This window comes from Paenibacillus sp. 203 (genome assembly GCF_037027525.1).
In the GTDB taxonomy this organism is placed as follows: Bacteria; Bacillota; Bacilli; order Paenibacillales; family Paenibacillaceae; genus Paenibacillus; species Paenibacillus polymyxa_B.
The window spans coordinates 103,531-129,607 of the sequence record NZ_JAXCHD010000012.1 but is presented as its reverse complement, the minus strand read 5'-3'; the positions used below and the strand labels follow the sequence as shown (position 1 = coordinate 129,607).

12 protein-coding genes and 2 pseudogenes are annotated in these 26,077 nt (G+C 41.5%); 1 reads left to right on the top strand and 13 read right to left on the bottom strand.

Annotated elements, in window-relative coordinates; genetic code table 11:
- The 4 genes from WA407_RS22640 to WA407_RS22625 all read right to left on the bottom strand — a co-directional run.
- Positions 1-4,773: amino acid adenylation domain-containing protein (locus WA407_RS22640; protein WP_336078423.1), on the bottom strand; the 4,773-nt coding region annotated here is incomplete at its 3' end.
- 42 nt (positions 4,774-4,815) lie between these two features.
- Positions 4,816-13,455 carry a hybrid non-ribosomal peptide synthetase/type I polyketide synthase gene (locus WA407_RS22635; protein ID WP_025719507.1) on the bottom strand — a complete coding sequence of 2,880 codons (8,640 nt, stop codon included), beginning with the start codon at positions 13,453-13,455 and terminating at the stop codon, positions 4,816-4,818.
- The gene (gene ectB, locus WA407_RS22630; protein ID WP_025719505.1) at positions 13,448-14,728 is read right to left on the bottom strand and encodes a diaminobutyrate--2-oxoglutarate transaminase; all 1,281 of its coding nucleotides are present in this window, start codon (positions 14,726-14,728) and stop codon (positions 13,448-13,450) included. The genes WA407_RS22635 and ectB overlap by 8 nt, the downstream gene beginning before the upstream one ends.
- Positions 14,729-14,943: 215 nt before the next feature.
- Entirely contained in the window at positions 14,944-15,351 is a 408-nt protein-coding gene (locus tag WA407_RS22625) for a transglycosylase SLT domain-containing protein (protein WP_230486250.1), read from the bottom strand.
- A gap of 13 nt (positions 15,352-15,364) precedes the next feature.
- Here WA407_RS22625 and WA407_RS22620 point away from each other — a divergent pair, with 13 nt between their 5' ends.
- Complete coding sequence (locus WA407_RS22620; RefSeq protein ID WP_231517198.1) at positions 15,365-15,517, top strand: hypothetical protein; 153 nt, start codon at positions 15,365-15,367, stop codon at positions 15,515-15,517.
- Here the strand turns inward: WA407_RS22620 and WA407_RS26810 are convergent.
- From WA407_RS26810 to WA407_RS22575, 9 genes and pseudogenes are all read right to left on the bottom strand, one after another.
- Positions 15,517-15,591 (bottom strand): annotated as a pseudogene (locus tag WA407_RS26810) (carbohydrate-binding protein); the annotation flags it as partial. The gene WA407_RS22620 and the pseudogene WA407_RS26810 sit on opposite strands and share 1 nt — an antisense overlap.
- A gap of 293 nt (positions 15,592-15,884) precedes the next feature.
- A pseudogene (locus WA407_RS22610) lies at positions 15,885-17,321 on the bottom strand (MFS transporter).
- A gap of 105 nt (positions 17,322-17,426) precedes the next feature.
- Positions 17,427-17,999: a hydrolase gene (locus WA407_RS22605; RefSeq protein ID WP_336078422.1), complete on the bottom strand. Its 573-nt coding sequence runs from the start codon at positions 17,997-17,999 to the stop codon at positions 17,427-17,429.
- Between the two features lie 39 nt (positions 18,000-18,038).
- Positions 18,039-19,544 (bottom strand): hypothetical protein, encoded by a 1,506-nt coding sequence (locus tag WA407_RS22600; RefSeq protein ID WP_336078421.1) that lies wholly within the window; start codon positions 19,542-19,544, stop codon positions 18,039-18,041.
- 193 nt (positions 19,545-19,737) lie between these two features.
- The gene (locus WA407_RS22595) at positions 19,738-21,786 is read right to left on the bottom strand and encodes a hypothetical protein (RefSeq protein ID WP_336078420.1); all 2,049 of its coding nucleotides are present in this window, start codon (positions 21,784-21,786) and stop codon (positions 19,738-19,740) included.
- On the bottom strand, positions 21,783-22,691 hold the full coding sequence (locus tag WA407_RS22590; protein ID WP_254330430.1) for a tyrosine-type recombinase/integrase: 909 nt from the start codon (positions 22,689-22,691) through the stop codon (positions 21,783-21,785). Before WA407_RS22590 ends, WA407_RS22595 begins: the two co-directional genes overlap by 4 nt.
- Positions 22,692-22,810: 119 nt before the next feature.
- Positions 22,811-23,413, bottom strand: a complete 603-nt coding sequence (locus WA407_RS22585) for a hypothetical protein (protein WP_254330428.1) — start codon at positions 23,411-23,413, stop codon at positions 22,811-22,813.
- Positions 23,414-23,594: 181 nt separating this feature from the next.
- Positions 23,595-24,233 carry a hypothetical protein gene (locus tag WA407_RS22580; RefSeq protein WP_025723561.1) on the bottom strand — a complete coding sequence of 213 codons (639 nt, stop codon included), beginning with the start codon at positions 24,231-24,233 and terminating at the stop codon, positions 23,595-23,597.
- 1,486 nt (positions 24,234-25,719) lie between these two features.
- Positions 25,720-26,013 carry a hypothetical protein gene (locus tag WA407_RS22575; protein ID WP_336078419.1) on the bottom strand — a complete coding sequence of 98 codons (294 nt, stop codon included), beginning with the start codon at positions 26,011-26,013 and terminating at the stop codon, positions 25,720-25,722.
- Positions 26,014-26,077: the final 64 nt, after the last annotated feature.

Below are 26,077 nucleotides of genomic sequence, written 5' to 3'. Positions count from 1 at the left end.
TCCCACTACACTATCAGGTTTTATTCCCTTTTCTCTTAATTTTCTGGCCAGTTGGTTTGCCTTTTCGTTTACTTCCTTATAAGTCAGCTGTTTATCTTCAAACACTACAGCAATATTATTGGGTGTCTTTTCTACCTGCTCTTCAAACAGTTGATGTATAGTCTTATCCTTAGGATACCGGACCTTTGTATCGTTAAAGTCATATAGTATTTTCTGCTTTTCTTCCTGTGAAAGCATATCAATTTCTGACAACCTTTTTCCAGGATAAACCGTTATCTCTTCCAGAACATTAAGGTAATGGGCTGCAAACCTTTCTACAGTCTCTTTCTTGAACAGCCTTGTGGCATATTCCAAATCAAATGCAATACCTTCCTGGGTTTCCCGAGCATTTAATGTCAAGTCAAATTTGGATATTCTAAATTCATTTGTATAGGGTATAAACTTAAGCCTATCTATCTTCAATTCTGATGAGCCGGTATTTTGCAATACAAACATAGTATCAAAAAGAGGATTCCTGCTCATATCCCTCTTTACATTAAGCTTTTCCACCAGTTCTTCAAACTGGTAGTCCTGATTTTCATAAGCCCTTATAGAGTTTTCCCTTACTTCCTTTAGAAACTCAGCAAAGGTCTTTTCTCCCTGGGGATAGTTCCTCATGGCTAAAGTATTTACAAACATACCTATTATGTCTTGTAAATCTGTATGAGGTCTTCCAGCTATAGGGCTTCCCACTATAATATCTTCCTGCCCCGTATACTTAGACAGCAGTATGTTGTATGAAGCAAGCAATGTCATGTAAAGAGTAGCCCCATTATCCCTTGCAAGCTTAATAAGTTTTCCCGTAAGCTCACTGCCTGCTTCAAAACGGATAAAACCTCCGTCAAAGCTTTGAACCGCAGGCCTTTGGTAATCTACTGGCATATTCAGCACAGGAATTTCTCCATTAAATTCCTGGAGCCAGTATTCCTCCTGCTTCTTTATTTTGTCCCCAGCAAATAGTTCCTTCTGCCAAACAGAATAGTCCTTGTACTGTATACGGAGGGAAGAAGGGTTATTTCCTCCATACATATCCATGAACTCATGTACCAGTATATCCATGGACGTACCGTCAGATATGATATGGTGCATGTCAAACATCATGACATGCTTGTCTTTTCCCGTTTTCACAAGGCCTACTCTTAGCAGCGGAGCAATTCCAAGATCAAACGGCTTTATAAATTCTTTTACGATTTCCCCCACTTTTTCTTCGTCAGATTCTAGATACACTACACTAAAACCCACAGGATCATTGATCTTCTGGACGGGTTCACCCTCTATGAAATGGAAAGATGTTCGAAGGGTCTCATGCCTATTTATAAGCTGTTGGAAGGTCTTCTGAAAAAGCTCCAGATCAATACTGCCTTCAACCAGCAAGCTGCCTGGCATATTGTATGCTGTCCCTGCTCCTTCAAACTGATTTAATATATACAGCCTTCTTTGGGCTGATGACATAGGGTAGTATTCCATCTCTTTAGCAGTTTGGATGGATTGATATATACTCTCCTTTGCTTCCTTCATATACCTTGCTATTTCCGCTATAATTGGAGCCTTAAATATTTCCTTAAGAGGCATGTCTATATTGAACTCTTTGTGAATTCTCGCTACAAGGCTTGTAGCCTTTAAAGAGTGTCCACCTAACATAAAGAAGTTGTCATTTCTTCCTATCTTCTTAATTCCAAGGATGTCTTGCCAAATCAGTGCAAGCTTCTCTTCAAATTCGCCTATAGGCGCTTCATACTCTATTCCCGTATTTATATTACCTTCGGGTTCAGGCAATGCCTTCCTGTCTATCTTGCCATTAGCTGTCAATGGCATTTTTTCAAGCTGCACAAAGTATGATGGTACCATGTATTCGGGCAGTTCTTTTAAGAGATGCTCCCTTAGTTCTGATATTGTCAGCTCATTTTCTCCCGCTATATATGCACACAGGTATTTACTGCCCTGATGGTCTTCCTTTGCAATCACCAAAGATTCCTCAATTGAAGGATGCTTTAGCAGTTGTGCTTCTATTTCACCAAGCTCTATCCTAAAGCCTCTTATCTTTACCTGGTGGTCTATTCTACCCAGGTATTCCATTTCTCCATCAGATAATAACCGGACCAGGTCTCCAGATCTATATAACCTCTCTTCCGGCTTGTACGGATTTTGAACGAACTTTTCCTTTGTAAGCTCCGGTCTTCCAAGATATCCTCTGCAAACTCCGTCTCCTCCTACACAAAGCTCTCCGGCTACTCCAATGGGAACAACTTTCATGTTCTTATCCATTACATATGTTGTAAGGGTTGGTATAGGCCTTCCTATGCTGCTCACATTAGATCTAATTTCTTCCTCTTCTATCTCTTTATATGTGACATGCACTGTTGTCTCGGTTATTCCATACATATTGATGAGTCTAGTCTGCGGGTACTTCTTTCTCCATTCCTTCAACAATGCAGGCTTTAATGCTTCCCCTCCGAATATGACATATCTTATCTTAAGTTCTTTTTCTTCATATGATACTTCTTCATTGGCTATATTATAGAAGGCTGAAGGTGTCTGATTTAATACGGTCACCTTCTCATTCCTTAGAAGTCTCAGATACTCTACATTGCTGCGTGCTGTCATTTTAGGAACTACCACCAATCTGCCCCCATATAACAACGCCCCGTACATCTCCCATACGGAAAAATCGAAACTCATAGAATGAAACATAGTCCATACATCATTTTCGTTAAAATCAAACTGCATTTTACTGTTAAATAACAGCCTTACTATGTTTCTATGCTCTATCATTGCCCCTTTGGGTTTACCTGTAGAGCCTGAGGTATATATTAAGTAAGCTAGATCGGAAGGTTTATTTACCTCCGATAAGTTATATTGTTCATCTGAATATTCCTGCTCATCTTCTAAATTTATTACTGTACCTATTGATGTATATTTGTCTATAAAATGTGATTGGGTCAACAGGATCACTGCCCGGCTGTCTTCCAGCATATGACTTATTCTTTCCTCAGGATAATCTGGATCTATGGGAAGATATGCCCCTCCTGCTTTTAATACCCCTAGGATTGCTACTATCATCTCAAGTGAGCGTTCTGCCAGAATACCTACGATACTGTCCGGTTTGACTCCTTTAGCCCTTAATACATGGGCCAACCCATTTGATTTTTTATTGAGTTCACTATATGTAAGCTTTTTACCCTCAAATACCACAGCTACATGATCAGGGTTCTTCTCTGCCTGCTCTTCAAAAAGCTGATGGATAGTCTTGTTTTTAGGATACTGTGCCTCTGTAGCGTTAAAGGTATATAGGATTTGCTGTTTTTCTTCCTGTAACAGTACATCAATTTCCCACAACCTTTTTTCAGGGCATGCCGTTATCTCTTCAAGGACGGTTAAGTAATGGGTTCCAAACCTTTTTATTGTCTCCTTCTTAAACAGCCTGGTACAATATTCAAGGTTAAATGTTATACCTTCTTGACCCTCTACCACTTCAAGCATAAGGTCAAATTTTGCCTTTCTGCCTTCCAGCCAGTTGTTGTATTGTTTGAAGTTTATACCCGATGCTGCAAATTCTGTCTTGTTTGAAGTGCGCAGTGCAAACATAGTGTCAAAAAGAGGATTCCTGCTCATGTCCCTCATGAGATTAAGTTTTTCTACAAGTTCTTCAAACTGGTAGTTCTGATTTTCAAAAGCCAAAAACGCATTTTCCCTTACTTCCTGCAAGAATTGGACGAAGGTCTTTTCTCCCTCAGGATAGTTCCTTATGGCCAAGGTATTTATAAACATACCAATGATACCCTGCAGGTCAGCATGGGGCCTTCCGGCTACAGGACTTCCAACTATGATGTCTTCCTGTCCAGTGTATCTGGACAGGAGTACGTTATATGCAGCCATCAGTACCATGTATAAGGTAGCTCCATTATCTGTTGCAAGCTTATTTAGTTTGACTGAAAGTTCAGGGTTTATTTCAAAGCTTACAGCATCTCCTTCAAAACTTTGTACCGCCGGTCTTGGATAGTCAGTAGGCATATCCAGTACCGGTATATCACCCTTAAATGTCTGGAGCCAGTATTCTTCCTGCTTCTTTATTGAGTCTCCGGCAAACATCTCCTTCTGCCATACAGAAAAATCCTTGTACTGTATCCGTAGTGGCAAAAGGGTCTTCCCTTGGTACAAATCCAAAAACTCACTCATAAGTATATTGACTGATATACCATCTGATACTATGTGGTGCATGTCAAACATCATAACACGCCTGTCTTCGTTCGTTTTTACAAGTCCTACTCTCAGTAATGGAACTTGGCTAAGATCAAAGGGCGTTATGAATTCTTTGACTATTTCTGCTGCTTTTTCTTCATCCAGTTCCAGGTACGTAATACTGAAATCCACGTAATCATGAACCTTTTGTACTGGTTCACCCTCAACCATATGAAATGATGTGCGCAGAGCCTCATGTCTTTTTACTAGCTCCTTGAATGCCTGTTCGAAGCGTACTGCATCAATGTTTCCTTCCAGCAGTACGACGCCTGGCATGTTATATGCAGTACCTGCTCCTTCAAGCTCGTTTAGTATATACAGCCTTTTCTGGGCAGATGACATAGGGTAAAATTCCTGCTCTCTGGCAGAAGGTATTCCAGAAAAGGCATTTGGCGTATATTTTGAAACATCTTTTCCTTTTTCTTTTAGCATCGTCTCAAATAGCTTTCTTTTTTCTGGAGAAAGAGATTCTATTCTTTTCATCAAATTATCCATAACTTCGTCCCTCTTCTCTATTTCATCTCTTTTAATTCCTATTTATAGATTTTCAATCATGCTTAAAATTTCTTCGATTTCCACTGTATCGTTAAGTCTATTTTTAATACTTTTTGCTATTGCCGAAATTGTAGGACCCATAAACACTTCTTTTAATGCAAATTCTATGTCAAATTCTTTATGAACCCTTGATACAAGATTGGTTGCCTTTAATGAGTCTCCTCCTAATTCAAAGAAGTTATCATTTACTCCAATCTTCTGGACTCCAAGGATTTGGCTCCATATCAGTACAAGCTTCTCCTCAATTTCACCGAATGGTGCAGCATAGTCTACCCCTGTATTAATATTTCCATCAGGGGCAGGCAGGGCATTTCTATCTACCTTGCCATTCGCTGATAAAGGCAGTTTTTCCAACTGTACAAAATATGAAGGGATCATGTAGTCTGGCAGATCTTTGGAGAGATACTCCCTTAATTCCGGTATTGTCAATTCACTTTCTCCAACTATATATGCACAGATGTACTTGTTCCCTTGGGGGTCTTCCCTTGTTGCTGCCACAACTTCTTTTATTGAAGAATGTTTTAGAAGCTGAGCTTCTATTTCTCCAAGCTCTATTCGGTATCCGCGGATCTTAACCTGATGGTCTATTCTGCCCAGGAATTCGATATTCCCGTCAGGCAGCCATCTTCCCAGGTCTCCTGTTTTGTACAGCCTTATCCCCTTTTCTTCTCTGAAAGGATCTTCAAGGAATACATGGGCTGTTTTTTCAGGGTCATTTAAATAACCCCTTCCTACACCTGTTCCAGAGACGCAGATCTCTCCTTTTACTCCGATAGGGCACAGGTTCATGTTTTTATCTGTTATATATAGATTCATATTTTGTATAGGCTTGCCTACAGGAATGTTCTCTCCTTCATGAGCAGCTTCCATAGTATATAGAGTAATATCGTCCGCTGCCTCTGCAGGTCCGTAGGCATTAACTACTTTAGTATTTGGACATAGGTCAAACCATTTCCTTACTATGCCGGATTTTACGGTTTCTCCCGTTATCAGCAAGTAATGAAGTTTTTCCGGTTTATTCCCTGTATTTTCCACATACTCAAGCATTAAAGCAAGGTATGAAGGTACCACCTCAAGGACCGTTATGCCATCTTCTATGATCCGATTCGTAAACCTTGCAACATCCTTTACTATTTCATCTGGATAGATGATAATTTGAGCTCCTATGGTTAGGGCTGCAAAGAACTGCCATACAGATACATCAAAGTATTGAGGCGAGTTCTGGGATATTATGCTGTTGTTAGTTATACAAAGTTCCTTTATTTCCGCATGGATGTGGTTTATCATGCCAAGATGCTCTATCATAGCTCCCTTTGGTACACCAGTTGAACCAGATGTATATATAACATAGGCCAAACTATTTATGTCTATATCTAGATCTAGGTTTTCGCCACTTTCAGCCTCAATCTCTTTTTCACACTGGTCAAGGTATATAATTCGGCCTTTATAGTTCTCACTAAGCTGCTGGGTCACATAATCTGATAAGGTCAACACATAGGCAGCTTTAGATTCCTTAAATATATCAAGCACCCTTTGTGTAGGGTATTTTGGATTTACAGGTATGTAAGCCCCCCCTGCTTTCCATATACCAAGTACCGATTCTACAAATAAGGGTCCCCTCTCCAGCATGACAACTACGGCTTCTTCTCTACCAGTGCCAGCCTTTAGCATGTACCTTGCTATCCTGTTTGCCCTTTGGTTGATCTGGCCATATGTAAATCTACGGCCTTCATACGCTACTGCTATATTGTCTGGACGTACTTTCGTCTGCTGCTCAAACAGGTGGTGTACCGTCAGGTGATGTTCAAATTCAACCTTCGTATCGTTAAAGCCGTATATTATTCGCTCCTTTTCTTCTTGGGATAACATATTGATTTCTGATAGTTTTTTTTCAGGGTTTGAGGTTATCTCTTCAAGGATATTAAAGTAATGCTGAACAAGCCTTTCTACCGTCTCCTTCTTAAACAGACGTGTAGCATATTCCATCCATAATATTGTATTATGACCATCTGGTATCAACTGGAATGTTAGGTCAAATTTTGATGTTTTACTTTCAACCGGATATTTGGAATACTTTAATTCACCACGATGTTCCATAATATGCTCATCAGAAGGAACAATATTAAACATAACAGTAAATAAAGGATTTCTGCTTGAATCTCTCTTTACGTTAAGTTTTGTCACAAACTGATCAAACCTGTATTCCTGATTTTCATATGCTTCTAAGGAGCTTTCTTTTACTTCTTCCAAGAACTCAGTAAAGGCCTTATTTCCCTCTGGGAAATTCCTTAATGCCAGGGTATTTATAAACATCCCCAGTATTCTTTCAGTATCAAAATGAGTTCTTGCCGCTATAGGAGTACCAATAATTATGTCTTCCTGTCCTGAGTATTTATACATTAGTGTATTTAATGCCGCAAGAAGTATCATATACACGGTGGCTCCTGTTTGGGAGGAAAGTACATTTAATTTATCCATCAAATGACTGTCTAAATCAAATAGCAACCTATTTCCTTCAAAGCTTTGAAGGACAGGCCTAGGATAATCTGTAGGCATATCAAGGATAGGAATTTCACCCTTGAACCTATTAAGCCAGTATTCTTCCTGCTTTTTGTAAACCTCAGTGCTAAACAAGCCATTCTGCCACTGGGCAAAATCCTTATATTGCACCTCCATTGCCGGAAGGCTTTCACCACTTAATATAGAAACTATTTCATCAAAAGTCCTGATTATTGAAGTTCCATCTGAGACTATATGATGTACATCAAGCAAAAGTATTTGCCTGCTAGCATGGATTTCTATAAGACCTACTCTTATTAAGGGTGCTTTGCTTAAATCGAACGGTCTTACAAATTCATCGATTATTTTCTCTACTCCGTCTTCCTCAGACTCAAAATATTCTATAGTAAAATCAACTTCATCTTGTATCCTTTGCACAAGCTCCCCATCAATCATCTCAAAGGATGTCCTAAATGCTTCATGCCTTTGTATCAATGTTTTTAATGCTTCCCCAAGGGCAACCCTTTCAATCCCACCTTCAAATAAAATTCCCACAGGTATGTTATACCCAATGTTGTTACCCTCAAGATTATTAATGATATACATCATCTTTTGTGCAGATGAGGTTTCATAGTACTCTTTTTCAGAAACTTTAGGTATTCTTTCAAGCTCAGCCTTACCCATATTTAGGGAATCCTGTTCTGAAATCTTTCCCGATTCGTATAGCTTTGATATCATTTGCTCGGAAAGATCGTATATGCTGGAACCCTTAAGAAGTTCTACTATGGAAACAGGTGTTTTAAAGGCAACCTCCATCCTGTTTTTTATTTCGGTGGCCATTAATGAATCCATCCCAAAAACAGTTAGTGGTTGTTTGGTACTTAGATCCTCAGGATTATAACGCAAAACCTTCGCTACTATTGTTTTAATATGCATTTCAACGATATTCTGCCTGCTCTGTATTGGAGATGAAATAATATCCTCCAGGATATCAACATCCACCTTTGATTTATTTATATTCTCTTGTTGTCCTGACTCATCTTGCAAAAGAGTTTTAAGCACATGTGGAGAACTCATGGGTGAGAACCATTTTTCCCCAAACGTTTGCCACGAGAGTATAGGTAGAACCACAGACTGTGCAACAGCTTCTCCAACAAGGTGCTCCATAGCCCTAATTCCCTTTTCTACCGTTACAGATTCTATGGATTTTTGTATATAATACTCCGGATCACGTTCCATAAACCTTGCAGCCATTCCAACCTCTGACCATGGTCCCCAATTGATACTCAGTGCAGGAAGTCCTCTCGATAAACGGTAATGTGCAAGTGAGTCCAAAAAGGCATTCCCAGTTGCATATGCTCCCTGGCCTGGTGAACCAAATACAGAAGCAACTGAAGAAAATAAAATAAAGAAGTCAATAGGCCGTCCCTCTGTCATACGGTGAAGGTTCCATGCACCATTTACCTTAGGCGAAAGGACCCTATAAAAAGTCTCATCTTTACTAACCTCAAGAAATTGATCATCCGTAATACCAGCAGAATGTACAACACCTCGAATAGGAGGCCTTTCTTCCTTATCAAAATCTTTAAAAAATCCAGCAAGCTTTTCCTCATCAGTTACATCCACTGATCCAATATATACTGTTGCCCCCTGGGACTCCAGCTTACGAACAAACTCAATCCTCTCTGCAAGGCTGCTGCCTGGCTCTACATTGTTCCATTCAGAACGTTTTGGAAATTCTCCGCGTCCAAGCAGTACCAGATGTCTTGCTCCCTTGGCAACCATCCACTGGGCTGTAATCATACCTATGCCACCAAAAGCACCTGTAATAACATAACTTCCATCGGGGCGAAGATGTACGGGTACTTGATGCTGCATATCAATCCGCAGTTTATCGATTCTTGCTGCAAGTCTATTCCCATTACGGAAAGCAATTTGGTTCTCTCCATTACCTAAGACTTCTTTTAACAGCATTTCCATTTCACCCGCATTGGCCTCTATGTCAAGGTCTACAAGGCCTCCCCAATTTGAAGGCAACTCATGGTAACCTATGACGGTGCCAAGGCCCCATACCAACGACTGTAAGAATGCAGAATTTGGAGTAGCCCTGTTGATCATTTGGGCTCCTCTTGTAATAACCCACAGCTTAAAATTTAATCCCAGATTTGTGGTTGCTTGTACCAGGTGTTTTAATACAAACAGGTTTTCAAAACAAGCTTTTTCTATAGCTGTATTGCTAACTTCCTGGATCTCAAGGATATTGAGGCTCCACATATATACAATACCTGTTAGCTTCGTTTTAATTTTTGAGAATTCATCAAACAACGCTCTAAGATCCTCAATGCTTCGAGGGTTTATATATATCTCACGCTCTTCATACTGCCAACCAAAATTCTCACCAGGATATACCATAAAGCATTCTTCTCCCCTTTTTTCAAGGAGATTTGCCAGTTCTTTTCCTGCTGCTTTATGATCCACAAAAATAAGCCATGCTCCAGAGTTAGCAGCAGCTGTGCGGGTATCAACTTCTTCACTTTTTAGAAGCTCCCAGTTTATCTCATAAAGATAATCCTTAACTCTTCCAGCATCAGACCCTCCACTATTTCCAAGTTCCTTAGTTCTTATGCCCAGTATTTCGGCGATTAGATTTCCGTCCTCACTATATAGACGGATGTTGGCGTTCAAATTATTATCTTTCCTATCTACCATCTGCGTATGACAAAGCATGACAGGCTCCGGCCTTCCATAAAGCTGCACCCTGTCTATTCCTACAGGTAGGAATGATTGGCCTTCGTTATTTTCATCTTCATTAAGTGGTGCAACTGCCGCAATGGTAACCTGGAAACAGGCGTCCAATACCGCCGGGTGAAGACCGTAGATAGAGCTATCAATCTCCAGTATTTTAGGGATCTCGATCCTGCCAAGAGCTTCGTTATCACCTTTCCATATCTTGTCTATACCTTGGAAATAAGGACCATAATGGAAACCCATTTGATAGAAGGTTTTATAACATACTTCTTTTCCGTATTCTTTGGTACAATTGCCAAGTATTTGAATCAACTCATCTTTAGCAGTGATCTTTATGTTTTGCCGTTTTCTTATTGTGCCGGATGCATTGCATGTCCAAGTCTTATCTTGTCCCGGTATCCTGCTTGAAATCTCGAATTTTGCGGTTTTTGGATCCAAAACCACCTGCACCACAGGTGATACTCCTTGATTTAAAAATAAAGCATTTTCAAACTTTATATCTTCAACTGTATAAAAACCCTCTCCAAAATAGCTTCTGGCACAAGCCATTCCCAGCTCTACATACCCTGCTCCGGGGAAAACTTCTATACCTTGTATTTTATGATCAGAAAGATACGTCATATAGGTAGTATTAAGTTCAATCTCCCATATAGGGCTGGAAGTTTTCAAACGGCGTCCTAAAAACTTGTGCTTATTTTTTCCCTGCCTAAATTCACTTGATTCCTGCGTTTCCATCCAGTATTTATCCCATTGCCATGGATAAAGAGGGAGACTTACAAACTCACCTTGGTACCGGTAAATCTTGTTCCAATCTATAGGGTATCCCAGTGCATATAGATTCCCTAAGTTCTCCAGTATTGAAACCTGTTCGTTTTCATTTCTTTTTATAGAGAACAACTTCTTACCTTCAACGTTTTTAGCTGACAGACAATCAGAAATAGAAGCTGCTAAAACAGGGTGAGGGCCCACCTCAATAAATAAGTTATAATTCAACGAAATCATTTCATACATTGCTGCTTCAAAACGTACCGGCTCTCTTACATTTTTATACCAGTAATGTCCATCACACTCTGTACCCGTCAGCATTTTCCCTGTAACCGTGGAATATATCGGTATCCCGGCAGGCTGGGACTTTATTCCTTTTAATGCCTCCAATAGCTCCTGCTCATATGGTTCCATTTGGTAACTGTGATACGCTACATTGACCTTTAAAAGCCGCGCAAAAACCCCCTTATCCTGCAACTGTTTTTGGATCTGCTCAAGGGCATCAGGATCACCTGACAAAGTTACCGAATTTGGGCTATTGATTGCTGCCATTGAAACACCTTTTATGTTCTCATCCAGCAGGGCCACAACTTCTTTTTCTGGTAAACCTACCGCCAGCATTGTGCCCTTGTTTACTGCTTTTTGCTGTGCACGGCTTCTGTGAATACTTACCAACATGGCATCTTCAAGGCTGTAAATTCCTGCAACATATGTAGAAGCCACTTCTCCAACACTGTGTCCTACCACCGCATGGGGTATAATACCCAAGGATTTCCATACTTCAGTCAAACCCACCTGAACAGCAAAATTGGCAGGTTGAGCAAACTGGGGCTGGTCCAGACGTGAATTCTCCTCATCGGCGAGAAGTTCCTCCAGTAGAGACCATCCAGCATACTGACGTGTAAGTTTATCACATTTTTCTATCATATTTCTAAACACAGGGTCTTTTTCAAGGAGCTGTCTGCCCATAGCCCACCATATGGGCCCCATACCTGTATATACAAAAACAGCTTTATTGTACTTTCCTGCCTCAACATTTCCCGCAGACATCCCCTGGCGTGCTTGTCCTTTAATATACGCTTCCAGGTTTCCTGCAAGTTCTTCCTTTGAAGATGCCGAAACCGCTAGTCTATAGTCATGATGGGTGCGCTTTTTGCTCATCATGCTTCCAATATCATATAAAGAAATACTTTCTCCACTTCCATTAATAAAATCAACATACTTTTGCGCATAGTTTTTTAGCGCCTTTTCTGAGCGCGCAGATATGGGAATCATATATGGCCATCCGGTATTTACATTAACTTCAGGAGTACCCTCTTTTTGGAGATCTGTAGCTTCCTCCAAGAGGATATGGGCATTTGTTCCTCCAAAACCGAATGAATTTATGCCAACCAATGCGGGTTGCGGCAAAGGCTCCAGGGTCTGAGGAATTCGTATACATAAATCGTCAAAGGGAATTTTAGGGTTTGGATTCTTAAAGTGCAGATGTGGAGGTATTTGCTTATGCTTTATGATTAGTGAAGCTTTTATCAGTGCGGCAACTCCTGCAGCGGCCTCAAGGTGGGCAATGTTTGTCTTAACAGATCCGACAATACACTTTTTATCTTTTGGCCTGTCTGTTGAAACCACTCGTGCTATTGCATTAGCCTCAATAGGGTCTCCAACCGGAGTGCCGGTGCCGTGAGCTTCAATATATGTTATATCTGAAGGTGATATTCCTGCCTTTTTGTATACCTCCTTCATTAAGTTTTCCTGAGCCTGCCCGTTTGGAACAGTAATCCCGTCTGTGTGGCCGTCCTGGTTTACACCCGATCCACTTATTACGGCATAAATCCTATCTCCGTCTTCGATAGCATCTGACAGGCGTTTTAAAACCACAACGCCGGCTCCTTCTCCTCTTGCATAACCGTTTGCACTGGAATCGAAAGTTTTGCACCGTCCATCGGGAGATAAAAAACCACCCTTACTTTCCGCTATGGTATACTCAGGTGTAGCTATAACACTTACTCCGCCTGCTATTGCGAGATTACATTCATTATTCAATAAACTCCCGCATGCAAGGTGTGTTGCAACCAAAGAGCCCGAACACGCTGTATCTACAGACAAACTTGGACCTCTGAAATCATATATATATGAAATCCTGTTGGACAACATTGTCATCATCATACCCGTTGCCGAATGTGTATCTAAACTTTCAACCGATTCGTTTTTAAATTGTATTGCTTGATAGTCAAGGGTGAAGCCCGCTACAAAGACACCGGTATTGGTTCCTGCTAGCTTGGCCGGATCCAAGCCTCCATCTTCCATTGCTTCCCATGATGTCTCCAGCATCAGTCTTTGCTGTGGATCAAGAAAGGCCGCTTCCCTTGGAGAAATACCAAAAAACAAAGGGTCAAACTCATCTATTTTATCTAAAAATCCACCATGACAGGTGTAATGCTTGCCTGGCTTTGATTTGTCAGGATCATAAAACTTTTCTAAATCCCAGCGGCCTTCGGGTAAATCGGAAGTCATATCTTTTCCCGCAGTCAATGCTTCCCAGAACTCCTCAGGCCCCCTTATTCCTCCTGGCAAACGGCATCCTATTCCTATAATGGCGATTTTATCCATAACTTTCGACCTCCAATACTTTATTTATATTCTCTTGAATAGCTTGTCTGATAATTGAACAACCCTGCTGCAAAAGTTCAAGCTCGATGGTTAACGGAGGCATAAGTTTTATAACACTGTCTTTTCTTCCTGCGCTTTCGATGATTAAACCGTTTTGGTAACATTCCTCTACTACTTTTTGCGTGATTCGCTCATCCTCCACATTGGAAAAATCAATACCCCAAATCAAACCTGCACCCCGAATGGTCAGGCCCTTATGTAATGACAAAATCTGCTTGGTTAAATATTCTCTTACAAATGCTTCCTTATATTTCACAGACTGTTCCAAATTATTCATTTCCCAATATTCCAACGCAGCTGTAGCTCCAATGAAAGCAAGCTGGTTTCCCCGGAACGTACCGTTATGCTCACCAGGCTTCCAGACATCAAGTTCCGGTTTCATCAGCAGAATAGACATGGGAAGGCCATACCCGCTGATTGACTTGGAAAGCAGTACAATATCAGGGATCATCCCGGCACGTTCAAATGAAAAGAACGGTCCGGTGCGTCCGCAGCCAACCTGAATGTCATCGCAAATCAGTAGAATACCGTGTCTGTCGCTAAGTTCCCTCAGCCTAAGCATCCATTCGGGTGAAGCTATATTTACGCCGCCTTCCGCCTGAATGGTTTCAAATATAATAGCCGCCGGTTTTTCGATTCCCGAGTGACCGTCGTTTAGAACGGCTTCCATGTATTCAATAGTATCGAATGAGTCAATTGGACTCTCGGAGTATGGGAAAAAGGTAACATCGGATAATGCTATGCCGGAGGAAGATCTTTTCTGAATGTTGCTGGTAACAGCCAGACTCCCCAGCGACATTCCGTGAAATCCTCCCATAAACGCAAATATACCAGTCCGTTTAGTGATCTTTCGGGCAAGCTTCAGCGATGCTTCTACAGCGTTTGTACCTGTAGGCCCGCAAAATTGAATTTTATAGTTTAACTTTCGGGGTTCCAATATGATCTGCGAGAATTTTTCGATAAATTCACGTTTCGCTTTTGTGTACATATCAAGCCCATGAGTAATACTGTCCGATTCAAGATAAGCGAGTATCTTTTGTTTGATGTATTCGTTGTTATGTCCATAATTTAAAGCTCCTGCTCCTGCAAAAAAATCAACAAATTTCTTTCCGGATTCTGAATAAATCAGTGCACCTTTAGCCCGGTCAAACACATCGTAGAAGTTTCTACAATATGCTCTTACGTTGGATTCATACTGCTCAAAAATTTCCATACTCATAATTCCTCCCTTAAACTGAAGTTAGTGTTTAAACACTAACTTCAGTTTATTTTTCCGGCCCAATCCACATCCATGTTCTCTCCCGGCTTGTGGTGGATGTGCATCGTTGCCTTTGTCCTCCCCCGCCCACTCCCGGTATTACTTACAAAACTGGGTGTACATGTACGGTAGGATTGTAAAACCTGCAAGGGTGGAAAATAAATAACATCTTAGTTCTTACCGCCATAGCCCTTATAAGTAGCGTAAACTGCATCTGCATATTGATTGGCCAGAATAGGACGGCCATAAGAGTCTGTAGCTCCCGGATACCAGTTATCTCCTCCGTTATAGTGTAATAAGCCATTATATATGTTGCCGAATCTAGTAATCTTTTCATTTAAAATCAGTCCGCCCAAGCATACCTGATCTTGTTCACTGCCGTGATTATAAGCACGGCCAAATTTTGAACTGAATTGAGATAAATAAGCATTACGTGTGTTTGGTTCTACCTGCATCAATCCGTCGCCGGCTGATGGACTGCCTGGTAAGCCTGCTCCAAAGCTGCTTTCCTTTTTGATCACAGCACTCAGCAATAAAGCAAAATCTCCGCCTTTACCGAATTTATCGCCCGCATTCATTGTGTATGTCCATATGTGGCTTGGAACTTCGGAAGGCTTTGTTACTGAAGGACCTGTTGGTGGCGTTGTTGGCGGTGTTGTAGGTGGCGTAGTTCCGCTGCCGCCTTTCTTCCATAAAGCAGGAACATTGGATGGTTCCCAGCCTACAAGGGAAGTATGTGCCTGAAGACAGGTATAAGTACTTCCACTATATGTTACTGTATCATTTACCGCATATGCAGTATTTGGACGTTCATACAATATTTATACCATAACGAACATTGTTCGTAAAGAACAATGTTCGTTATGTGTTAGAACACCTACATGTTCTAACTTTAGAACTCTCATCTTTTTCGCGCCTCCAAAAGGCGGAATTTAGGAGAAGAGGATATCTTGGTGTCGTGTGAAAGTATATCGCAACGCTCCACTACCCGCCGGATATATATCGCTAGCTCCAGAAGTTTGGGCTTACCGGACGCGCTGGGGTTATGGCGGCAGCCGCAGGACCGATCGATGAGGATCGGACGGATTGACGCGGCATCAATGCGTCAAAGTCAAGAGGCCGCTGAAGAGCTTTCGTAAGCTTTTTTCTGTTGCGGACGGAACCACGAGGCAGCAAGAGCGAGTAGAGAAGTCCCTATTAGTGCGATGATGACCCAGCGGTAACCGTGAATGACGAAAGCAAAATCAACGGCAGAAATCACATTGTTCTTTCCGGAATACAGCACGTTCTTCAGGTGGGCTGGCAGCGCTGCGCCGACGATGGTTAAAGAAAGAGCCGTACTCAGCACTTGACCCAAGTTATATAGCATGGACCGCAGTCCATTCGCCACCCCGCGGCTTTGCTCCGGAACGCTTGACATGACCTCCGTCGTATTGGGGGTAAGGAATAAACCGGTCCCGACCCCGATTAACAACATGCCGCAAGCGGTGACCCCGTAAGAGAAATTTCCACCGACCACGAATAGGAGTAGTAGTAGTCCTGCTATAGAAATAAGAATTCCAAGTGAGGCCAGAACTCGAATGGCCGCCTTCTTAGTCAACATGCCAGCAATCGGAGAAATGACCAACATCCCTATCGTAATTGGAAGGATCCTTAGACCGGCATTAAGCGCGTTTTGGTGGAAGGCAAATTGGTAATAGAGAGCGAAGAGCAGAGCAACCGCCGTACGGGCAAAAGAATTAAAGAATGTAGCGATGTTCCCCATACTGAACGTCCAGCTTTCAAAAAGGCTTAAATCTAGTAGAGGTGATGCTGAACGATGCTCATGCCATAAAAATATAGTAGTAAATATGGCGAATATCGCAAAACCTCCGATCACCTGCTTGTCTCCCCAGCCCAGTTCTCCCCCCTTGGATAAAGCAATGATTAGACCCGCTAAAGCGACAAAGATCATGATGCCTCCATATCCGTCCACTTTTTTATGGAGCTGCGCTAGGGGCTTCACCCTTAGAATCCAGAGCCCCCAGATGAGAGCAATGATCCCGAAGGGAACATTAGACCAGAACACCCACCTCCAGCCTCAGGCGGTCGTGACCACGCCGCCGACGACCGGGCCAAGCACCTGCGCGACGGAAGCGGACAATAAATTCAGACCGAGACCGGTGCCCAGCTGCGATTGGGGAAACGCATCGGTAATCAGCGGTGTTGTGTTCGTCACTACGAGCGCTCCTCCGGCAGCCTGTACGATCCGAAGAAGGATTAGTACCTCTACATTAAAAGCATAACCGAGTAGTAAACTGGATACGGTAAAGATGGCCATTCCTATTAAATACATTCGGCTTCTTCCGAAAATATCCGAAATTTGTCCGAAGATTAAAATCAGGATAGTGTTTACCAGCATATAGGAAAGTAAAATCCAGCTGGAAGCTGCCGCATTCGCATGAAATTGCTGGCTTAATTCCGGCAATGCGACATTAAGCGTTCCGATATTGACCAGAACCAGGAACGCTCCGAGACTGGTTACAGATAAGACATACCAGGGGTACATCCTATCGGACTTGGGACTTCTCTTTTGGGTCATAGAGACCAACCTCCTGAAATAAAAAAACGACCCCTGGAACCTGATAAATCCAAGGGCACATCTCCTTTGGGTTCAAACTTCAGCAAAGGCAGAAATGATTTCCTGTGTTGTCCGAACACGCCCGATGCGTGGAAAAATAAAATTTTTCACGTGATCGTGCTCGGCTTGAGAAAACCCGGTCATGGCATCGATCGCCAAAATCAGCTGATACCCATTCATAAACGCTTCCCGCGCGGTCGTATCCACGCCAAGCCCGGTAGCGATGCCGCATAAGACGATGGTGTCGATTCCCCGGCGACGCAACTGCAGGTCGAGCTCCGTTCCGTGAAAAGCTCCCCATTGCTTTTTAGTAATGATGTGGTCTGTTTCGGCGACCCGCATTTCCGGGACGATTTGATCCCATCCTTCAGGCAGATTCAGTGGTGGTGCAGGCGAATCCAACTTCGGTCTCGGGATATCCTTCAGATCTTTGCTAGATACCCGGACCAGGGCAACCATTGAGCCTTGCTCACGGAAAGCATCTGCCAAGGCGGCAGCGTTAGATACTACCTGCTCGGCGGAATAAGGGGCGTATTGATTACCAAGCCATTTTTGCAAATCAATGACAACTAACGCTGTTTTTTGCGGATCCAATAATTTTTCCATTCTATATGTTCTCCTCACCCTTTGGATTTGACCTGAAGTTTAAAATATTAAACATTTGGTCATTTGACTATGTCCGGCCTGCCTCTCTAGTAGCTCATCATTGTCTCCTAAGATACGCCGATAAGTAAGATGGAGCGCTCTTAGATTATGGGGTGTGAAATATGGCTTCCTAAGTTCAGGCCATAACTTCGATTGAATGCGAGTTAAAAAATTATACAGTCCGCTAGTTCGTATAGGGCCATCATTATGTTTTGAAGCCAGTAAACGAAGTTCCGTAAGGCCATCCCCACCCCACTCTCTTGGAAAAAATATAGGTTCTGATGGGGCAAAATGAATCAATTCGTTAAACCATCTTGCAGCATCGTTCTTCACTAGAGCGTGATGAACCCATTCATAGCCGTTTCGATCGGGTTGATTGCGAATGGTCTTGGTTTTGTGAAAACGAATCCAGGAATTATCCTGCGAATCTATAAATAAAGCATTCTGAAGCAAATTAACTATTTCATGAGGCCTTGCTGCAGTTGATAACATCAACAGGCAAGCCCGCCTATGACGAAAGTCCATCAGAATGTTCTCGTTAATTAAAGGAGTTTGATCGTTCATTAAGGTCTGCACAAGAATATAAGCTTTGGACATACTAAATACTCGTCCATGATCTTTTGACATAACACGTCTAGGTCTTGGCATAATCCGTTCTATGTTGTATGAAGCATTTGTAGTTCTTATAAGCCACCTAAGCCAATGTCGAAGCGCCACTCGGAAAAACGTCTTATCTTCTTGTCCCTTCATCTGGCCAAAAATCTCTGTGTATACTTCTGATATTGAATTCTCGCTTATGTCAGTAAGACCTTTTGATCGACATTTGATTGCAAAATACCGGATGTACTTGACTATCGCTTTCCAATAATTTATGCTGATAGTTTTTTTACCGTATCTGAAAAGTAAATTTCCTTCATCGTCGTAATAATCATCAGTTATTGAATCATTCACACGTTGCCTCAAGTAAGAAAATGCAAAGGTATAGAGACTCTCCTCAAACGGCGTTTGGGTTGGATATATTCCCGCGGCTATCCAGAGACTTCTTTCCGCTTCATCGCAAGGTATGACCGGTTTATTTTCAATCAAGGAATCTGTTTCTTTAGCTAACATCTTACCTAGGAGGGTTAAACTACTTCTATGATATTTAGCGATCTTACTTGCTTTTGCTAATACAGAGGAAGTAATAATATGATTACCCTCTAACCCTTCCTTAAGGGCGTAACCTGCGAACCATAAGCAAACTACAGTTCGAAGCAAAGGAATCCTTATCTTTGCCTTTTGTAGTTGTTTTTCGCTATCCATCGGATACAATACCGGATAGTATTTATCGTAAAGCGCATCAAAGTACTCAAAATTCGGTAACTCGGGAAAAGGAAATTTATTGAATTCGGTCTTGGTTGGAAATACGATCTCTAAAGGCAAACTGATCCGTTGTAAAAAGGCAAGCAGTAATACGTAATCTCTTTGGGTGCCGGGTAACTTGAAAAATATTGTGGGTTGTACCAAATCCGTTAAGGAGCTTGATAAAATAGGTTCAACCCGTCCCCAAGTCTCTGCCGATCTGTATTGTTCATACTCCGATCTTGTCAGATGCTCTCTACTCTCGAATTGTCCCTTTCGCCTTACAGTAATGGGTCCAAATCTCAGGGATTGCCAAGCTAATATTTGCGACACGATTTCACCTCTTTCCAATCTAAGCTCAGACTAGTCGACTGATAACCTCTATTTGAATCTGTTCGTCACTATAGCCGAAATGCCGAATCATGTCCCCAAGCAACGCTATTTGCGTAGCTAATCCGGCCGCCTTGGCGTTTTTGGTTGTAAAATCCCGACTGCCTCGCATCATGTTCCACATGTCCTTGGTTAATCTGGCCAAAGTATGAAATGCCTGTGCTGCTTCACTTTTTCGTATGGCGAAATGATGACAGGAAAAACACTTTGCCTCAAAAAGGCAAGCCCCCTGTATTAAACATCTTCCTACACCTGTAGGAGCTGGAAGCCCGAATTTTGCAAAGAATTCATCTAAAGATAGCTCTTCAGATCCCAAAGCTTTTATCAATTCGTCAGGCTCAGTTTGTTCGCTGGCAAGTGCTTCGAAGATTCGCCAAATAAACCGTCCCGCAATCTCACCATCCTGATATTTCTTAATAGTAGCAAATAACAATGCTTGACGGGAGAGATTACTTCGTAAGTATCGATTCAGCATGGTCTGATTTTCATGACCTGCAGCAAGTCGTGCTAACTCACTGTTCCCGGTTTCGATTGCAATGTGAGTTATGAGATAGTGTCTGTAACCATGAGCCTTCCCTTTTTTATCTCCATGTCCAATAAATTCTGCTATCTTATCAAAAAATCTATATATTTGTCTTTCATTCAAAATCCAGGGATATTTCTCCAATAGAAAAAGATGCACATACGATGCATCCGCTCTTTCGTTCCGTATCGGTCGGAAGGCTTTATCGCTCGATCTTTTCTGTAAAAATTCGACCGCTCTAAGACCTGCAGAATCAATTATAGGAAATTGGCCGTTACGATGTTTAGCTTTCTCAATACCTGAATATGGGCTGTATAATCCTACCGCTGATGGAGCATTAGGCAATGGCAGCATACATTCTTCAGCCTGAAGATTGAGCAGATACGTTTTACGCACCGGTGATGAGGCAATAATTAACCAAAAAGCGCAACATAAAACTTCAACATCATCTTCGGGATGATAATTTTCAATTGCTTCCTTCATGAGCATCGGGAAGTTTGGGTCATCAAAAGCGAGGCCATCACCGGAATATGTTTCTTCTTGGGCCTCACGATGAATTCCAGAATATAAATCACTGGGCCAGTCAACGTATGTTGGAAAAAATGTATGAGAACCTTTCCCCCAATCAAAGAATAACTTTATGTGTAGAAGATTGTTCCCGGTATACTTAGCTGAAAACTCCTCTCCATCGTTATTCTTTGAAATGTAATCAAACAAATCGAGAAAATCTTCATACTCGAGAGATGAAGCATCCGACTCCCCGTGCTGGTCAAGCCATTTGAAAAATTTATGCAAAGCACTGCCCGCTTTACGAATATAATAGTCTAGCGAATTACTTCGTTTTAAATGCTCGCGAAACTCACGTGCGATATCCCCCCACTTTGGATGCTCACAGCAATCGTCAAACAGTATTCTTTGCCTACGTCTTCCTGGTTCATCCGAATATCCAAGCTCAAAAAGAATGTCCTTTAAACACTTGGCGTTATAACGTTTGTCGTTCGGACGCATTACATCCGCTAACGCTATATCTTCTTCCGTGAAATCGCCCAGCGGTTTCATAACACCTAGAAGGTGTATAGATAGTTTGTTGAACAAACCTATACGGTTTGAGTCTTTTTTGCGGATGTGTTCTGCTTCTGAATTTTTGAGGAGGCCCATTTTGACGGGGAAATCCGACAGATTAACACGACCTCTGGTTGACAGGTAACAAACCAAGTCGTTTCGACGATATTGTGCTACTACATCATTTCCCTTGCAAAAACCTGTATGCCAAGCCCAGAAAATGACATACCATAGGTCTCGACTGTCGCGATGCCGAAAGGTTGGTCTCTCTTCAGGCGGTACAGCTAACCAGTTATCCGGGGCCGGAAATGTAGTAAATAATTGAAGGACGGGATTTTTTATAGAAGAAAATACTTGATTCACATGATTCAAACGCAGCGTGTTTTTTAAAAATTTGCGAAATTCCGATAATGGAGTCCATTCTAGTGTCATTCCGAGTCCTCCTCATGCGCGTGGATTCCCTCTGAGATCTCCGCCTGTCGCATAAATACCCTCCCTAAATGATCTACTTTACCTTTTTCTGTGTCATTATTTGACTCAGGTATCCAATGAATATATGTATCGCGCGTAATCACGACAGAAGAATGCCCCAACCACTTGCTGATCTCTTCGATTGGTCTGCGATATCTTAGGAGAAGTGATGTCGCGAATAAGTGTCGGAAGGTGTGTGGATAGTAGGAACGTAGGTCTACGCTTCCCCCAGTTCGTTGAAATAAGTCATCAGCCAAATTATTATACTTACTGTAAACGCCTTTCTTACTTAATGGCTTCCCTTTTGAATTGTTTGACTCTGATACAAATAGATAGCCATGATCTTCACTTGTGTAATAAGACAAAAGTTCCCGCCGCTGAAGAAGTGCCCAATACAGAAGATCAGTGAACTCCTCTTGTGTTGGAAATCGGATATTTTTCCTGCTAAATGGATCAATTGTTTTGTGAGTTATCAACGCCACGTCCCTGCAGGAAGCCTTCGTTTTCCATCCCGTATCAATGACCCAATTCCCCCGCAACCCGCGTTCTTTTACAAACTGCAAGTTCCCGGAAAGAGACTCGGTTAATTCCTCTCTTGCTGTATGATACACGTTTAAGTTGGAAGGAATTGTTGACGGCTCAATTCGAATCTCAGCTGCTTCACCAGGGCGTAATCCAAAGTAACGCAATATCGCAAAGAGAAGAAGATCCAAAGCATTTTCATACGGATCGATCAATTCAAAGAACATGTCTGCTTCGGTCTCACTAAAGACCTTGTCGTGGTTAATGGGAGAGGCTTGCCTGCTCTTCCCTCCTCCAGGTCCTGCAGTACCGGAATCTCGAGCAATATTTTCCACATCAAACACTATCCGCACCCTACTACCCGCAGTACCCGCTATTAATGAATGATTATCTCTTATTTCTTTTCTCGGAACCTGCTCTAATGGCAGGTATTTAAATCTTGTTGTTCTATCACGCAAGAACTTCAGATATGCACATGCAGTATAGATGATCGGAGCAAGTGCACCAGACGGTACTCACACCAGTTGGTTTTCTTTAAATCGTTATGACTGCTTCGAATTACGGTTGATAGCTTCCCTTCTGCCATTGCATGTTTGTTAAGGGGGATATTCTTTAACATAGACCAATGAATCCCGTGAGTCGCCACCTTTAAATCTTCAAATGGCTTGTAACCTTTTGGAATACATCGAAGGTAATCCGCAAATCCCAGTAATATTACTTCAATAGGATACGGTCCACCTGCTTTTACTTCGATATTATGGATATGTTCAAAATCTTCCTCTAGCCTCCAGAACATCATGTAATCCAAGAACTTTTTCAGATTCTGGGCATGCCATGTAACCGTATTCATTTTTAGCTTTTCCGTTAATAATAGATTCATTAAAAATGTTGTAGCTTCATGATGAGTACTATGATTTGGTTTAACAATAGCGATCACTTGGGTACCTTCTACTTGATGTATGTAATGTAAACCATCAATGTTAAGGGATTTGTAGTATCGGGCATACCCAACCAATCGCATTGTTTCCCCCATTAGCTGTGCTATGCTCAGAAGCTCTTTATACACACACTCCCCCCCCTCTCCCAAGCATTTTTATTCATTCCTCTGTATAAGTTGAGTATAGAGGGACCACCCCCACCTCAATTATGTTTCCATAATTTTCTTTAATTCTACACAATACGTTGCATTCTGACAACAATAATCCACCCCCTATCCATAGATAAGATAAGGGGTTTCGAGATTTACATTATTTACTTCCCATTTCTCCTTCCTCTTCTCCAAGATCATACCCTAATAAATAAAAATGATTTAAGAAAGAATAAAGTTCTTTGCCAGACACCTCTTGATTATTATTGGCTAGCTTCAAATGATACTTTATCACGTTCAACTTTTCTTCACTTTTAGAAGGGCTGAAATTGGCTTGAGTTACCTGCCTCTCAAATTCCTCCACATCTTTCGTATGCCGTGCCTGGTTCAATAGCCACTGTACATTATGAAAATCTGTTGCATTCAGTGGACCCGTGATTAGTGCAATAATGTCTTTTTCTTTATTAAAAATTTTAGGATTATTAAAATCACTCCACGCTGCTCGAATGACTTCCGAGAATATTTCATCTCCTTGAGTGATTTTAATCCTATGCTTGATCTGACCAAGTAACTTTCGCTTTCTCTTTGAAGCAGGCTCTTCTATTAATACAATAAAGTCATCAGTATTAAACCCATCAACTCTTCCTTGTAGTTTTATTTCAGTAATAGGCCAAGGAGGCAAACAAGGTGCAACTCCTCCTGTAAGCATTAAGATGACAAAAGAAGCTTGAACGTGGGCCTCAAAATGTCCTCCCCCGCCTCCCGTAGAAATCGGATTACTGAGTTGTTTATCCTTCATATTAATTTGTCCTCACAGAATACTTTGTTTTATAACTTATCAATCTTAACGTAAGTATAAGTCGCAAAACAGTTTTCATCAAATTGCGCTTGTTAATTTTAATATTCAATATTTTCCACAAATCCCCTGCCATCTCCAAGAATTTCAATACACCTCGAAACCGTTTTATCACAAACTCACGAAGTTTAGGGTTATTATCAGCCATTCCGAATTGGAAACTGCTTTGACAACGCTTGTATTGAGTCGTTCTTTTCGCATCTCAAAACCGAAAAGATCTATTTAACTAAACCTCAAACATTATTGGAGCTATAGCAGGATATCCAAAATTACGATTAGATTTACAACCATTGGCGCTTTCAGAAATGGGAAACGGTCGCAGCATAGGGTTGTTTTTTAGGGGTTGTCTACTTCACAAGGTTATGACCAAAATAGCGAATTTTAATGGGACAATGTTCTTGTCCTCGGCATCATCCACGTATTGTCCCATCAAATAATCTTTTTACCTAGCCAGCTAAGCGTTGTTTTCTGGAAATAAAAAAACTGATGATTGGAACCAGCACCTAAACCTTAAGCCTTGATATAAATACTGTAAACTCCTATTACCTGTCGGTTATATTTTACATCCACAAATAATTAACTGTCATCTAATGCGATATATTTTTTTGGAAATTTAAAATGACAACCTTCAGATGAGCGACTGAGCCTCTCCTTCTCGGTTCGGCACCAGGAGAACCGCAACTGCGTCGCGGGCAGCCGGCGCGCAAAGCCTCGTGTTACTGCTTCCGCAGCACCTCCAGCCTATCCTGCGGCCACCATCCAAGACTACGAAGAAAAAGAGAAAAGAGTTATAAGAACCAGAATCTTTCGAAATCCTTTGAATCTTATTAGATGAGTATCAAATCGGCAATGGGATCAAGTTCTTCTCCTCGAGTCGGGACAAGAACTTGTACCGTTAAAGCAAAAAAGGCACTATATTATCGACTTTCAATGGAACTATGTTCTTGTCTCCCGATTTATAGGTTTGCGACAGAAGACAACAGGCACGTTTCTTATTGTAAAATGTATAAAATCTTCAATTCGTCTATGCGCTTCTCAATACTTCCGATGATGATCCTAGATTATAGATCTTCCACTTTCAACTGTGAACGATCAAGCCCGTTATTTAAGGGTTGCTCCTATCGTGAAATGGTTCAATAACCCGAATTGCTTTGTTGGGAATGGGATAATATTCTTATCAAAATCGATAATGAGATAAAGTTCTTGTCATTTGGTTTTGACAAGAACTTTATCCCAAAATAAAAGAGCCGCGATTTTCGCAGCAATTAATGAAATGTTGTGTTACCGCTTTTGCATTCACATATTTCATAGTTTGATCAACAATATCCGCATTGGGTTTGGCCTCGTATTGTCGATATTGTATAAACATGGAATCAAAATGCTGGAACAATTATCACTAAAAAGATTCCGGATGATTTAAAAGAACTATTTAGACATTCAAGTGTTTCTTATATACCAAGTAAGCTAAGCTGTTATGCTTAATTTGTGTAAGCATTTTAGCTTTTCTCTTCGAAACAGGTTCCTCAACAAAAACAATTAAGCCATCGGTATTAAACCCATCGATTTTCCCTTGAAGCTTTAATTCGACCACAGGCCATCGCGATAAACAAGGCGCAAATCCACCTGTAAGCATCAATGTAACAAAAGAAGCTTGGATATGAGCTTCAAAGTGTACACCGCCGCTCCCGGATGCAAATGGATTGCTCAGTTGCTTATCTTTCATACATATCAATTCTTTTATATGAGTAATATATTTTCAATTAAAAATTTTTACATATAGAAACTGG

Bases quoted from the DNA above. Each gene is read 5' to 3' on its own strand.
- ectB (WP_025719505.1), bottom strand. From the start codon at position 14,728: ATGGAAATTTTTGAGCAGTATGAATCCAACGTAAGAGCATATTGTAGA.
- WA407_RS22580 (WP_025723561.1), bottom strand. From the start codon at position 24,233: ATGAAGGATAAACAACTCAGTAATCCGATTTCTACGGGAGGCGGGGGA.
- WA407_RS22625 (WP_230486250.1), bottom strand. From the start codon at position 15,351: ATGAATGCGGGCGATAAATTCGGTAAAGGCGGAGATTTTGCTTTATTG.
- WA407_RS22575 (WP_336078419.1), bottom strand. From the start codon at position 26,013: ATGAAAGATAAGCAACTGAGCAATCCATTTGCATCCGGGAGCGGCGGT.
- WA407_RS22595 (WP_336078420.1), bottom strand. From the start codon at position 21,786: ATGACACTAGAATGGACTCCATTATCGGAATTTCGCAAATTTTTAAAA.
- WA407_RS22635 (WP_025719507.1), bottom strand. From the start codon at position 13,455: ATGGATAAAATCGCCATTATAGGAATAGGATGCCGTTTGCCAGGAGGA.
- WA407_RS22620 (WP_231517198.1), top strand. From the start codon at position 15,365: ATGTGGCTTGGAACTTCGGAAGGCTTTGTTACTGAAGGACCTGTTGGT.
- WA407_RS22605 (WP_336078422.1), bottom strand. From the start codon at position 17,999: ATGGAAAAATTATTGGATCCGCAAAAAACAGCGTTAGTTGTCATTGAT.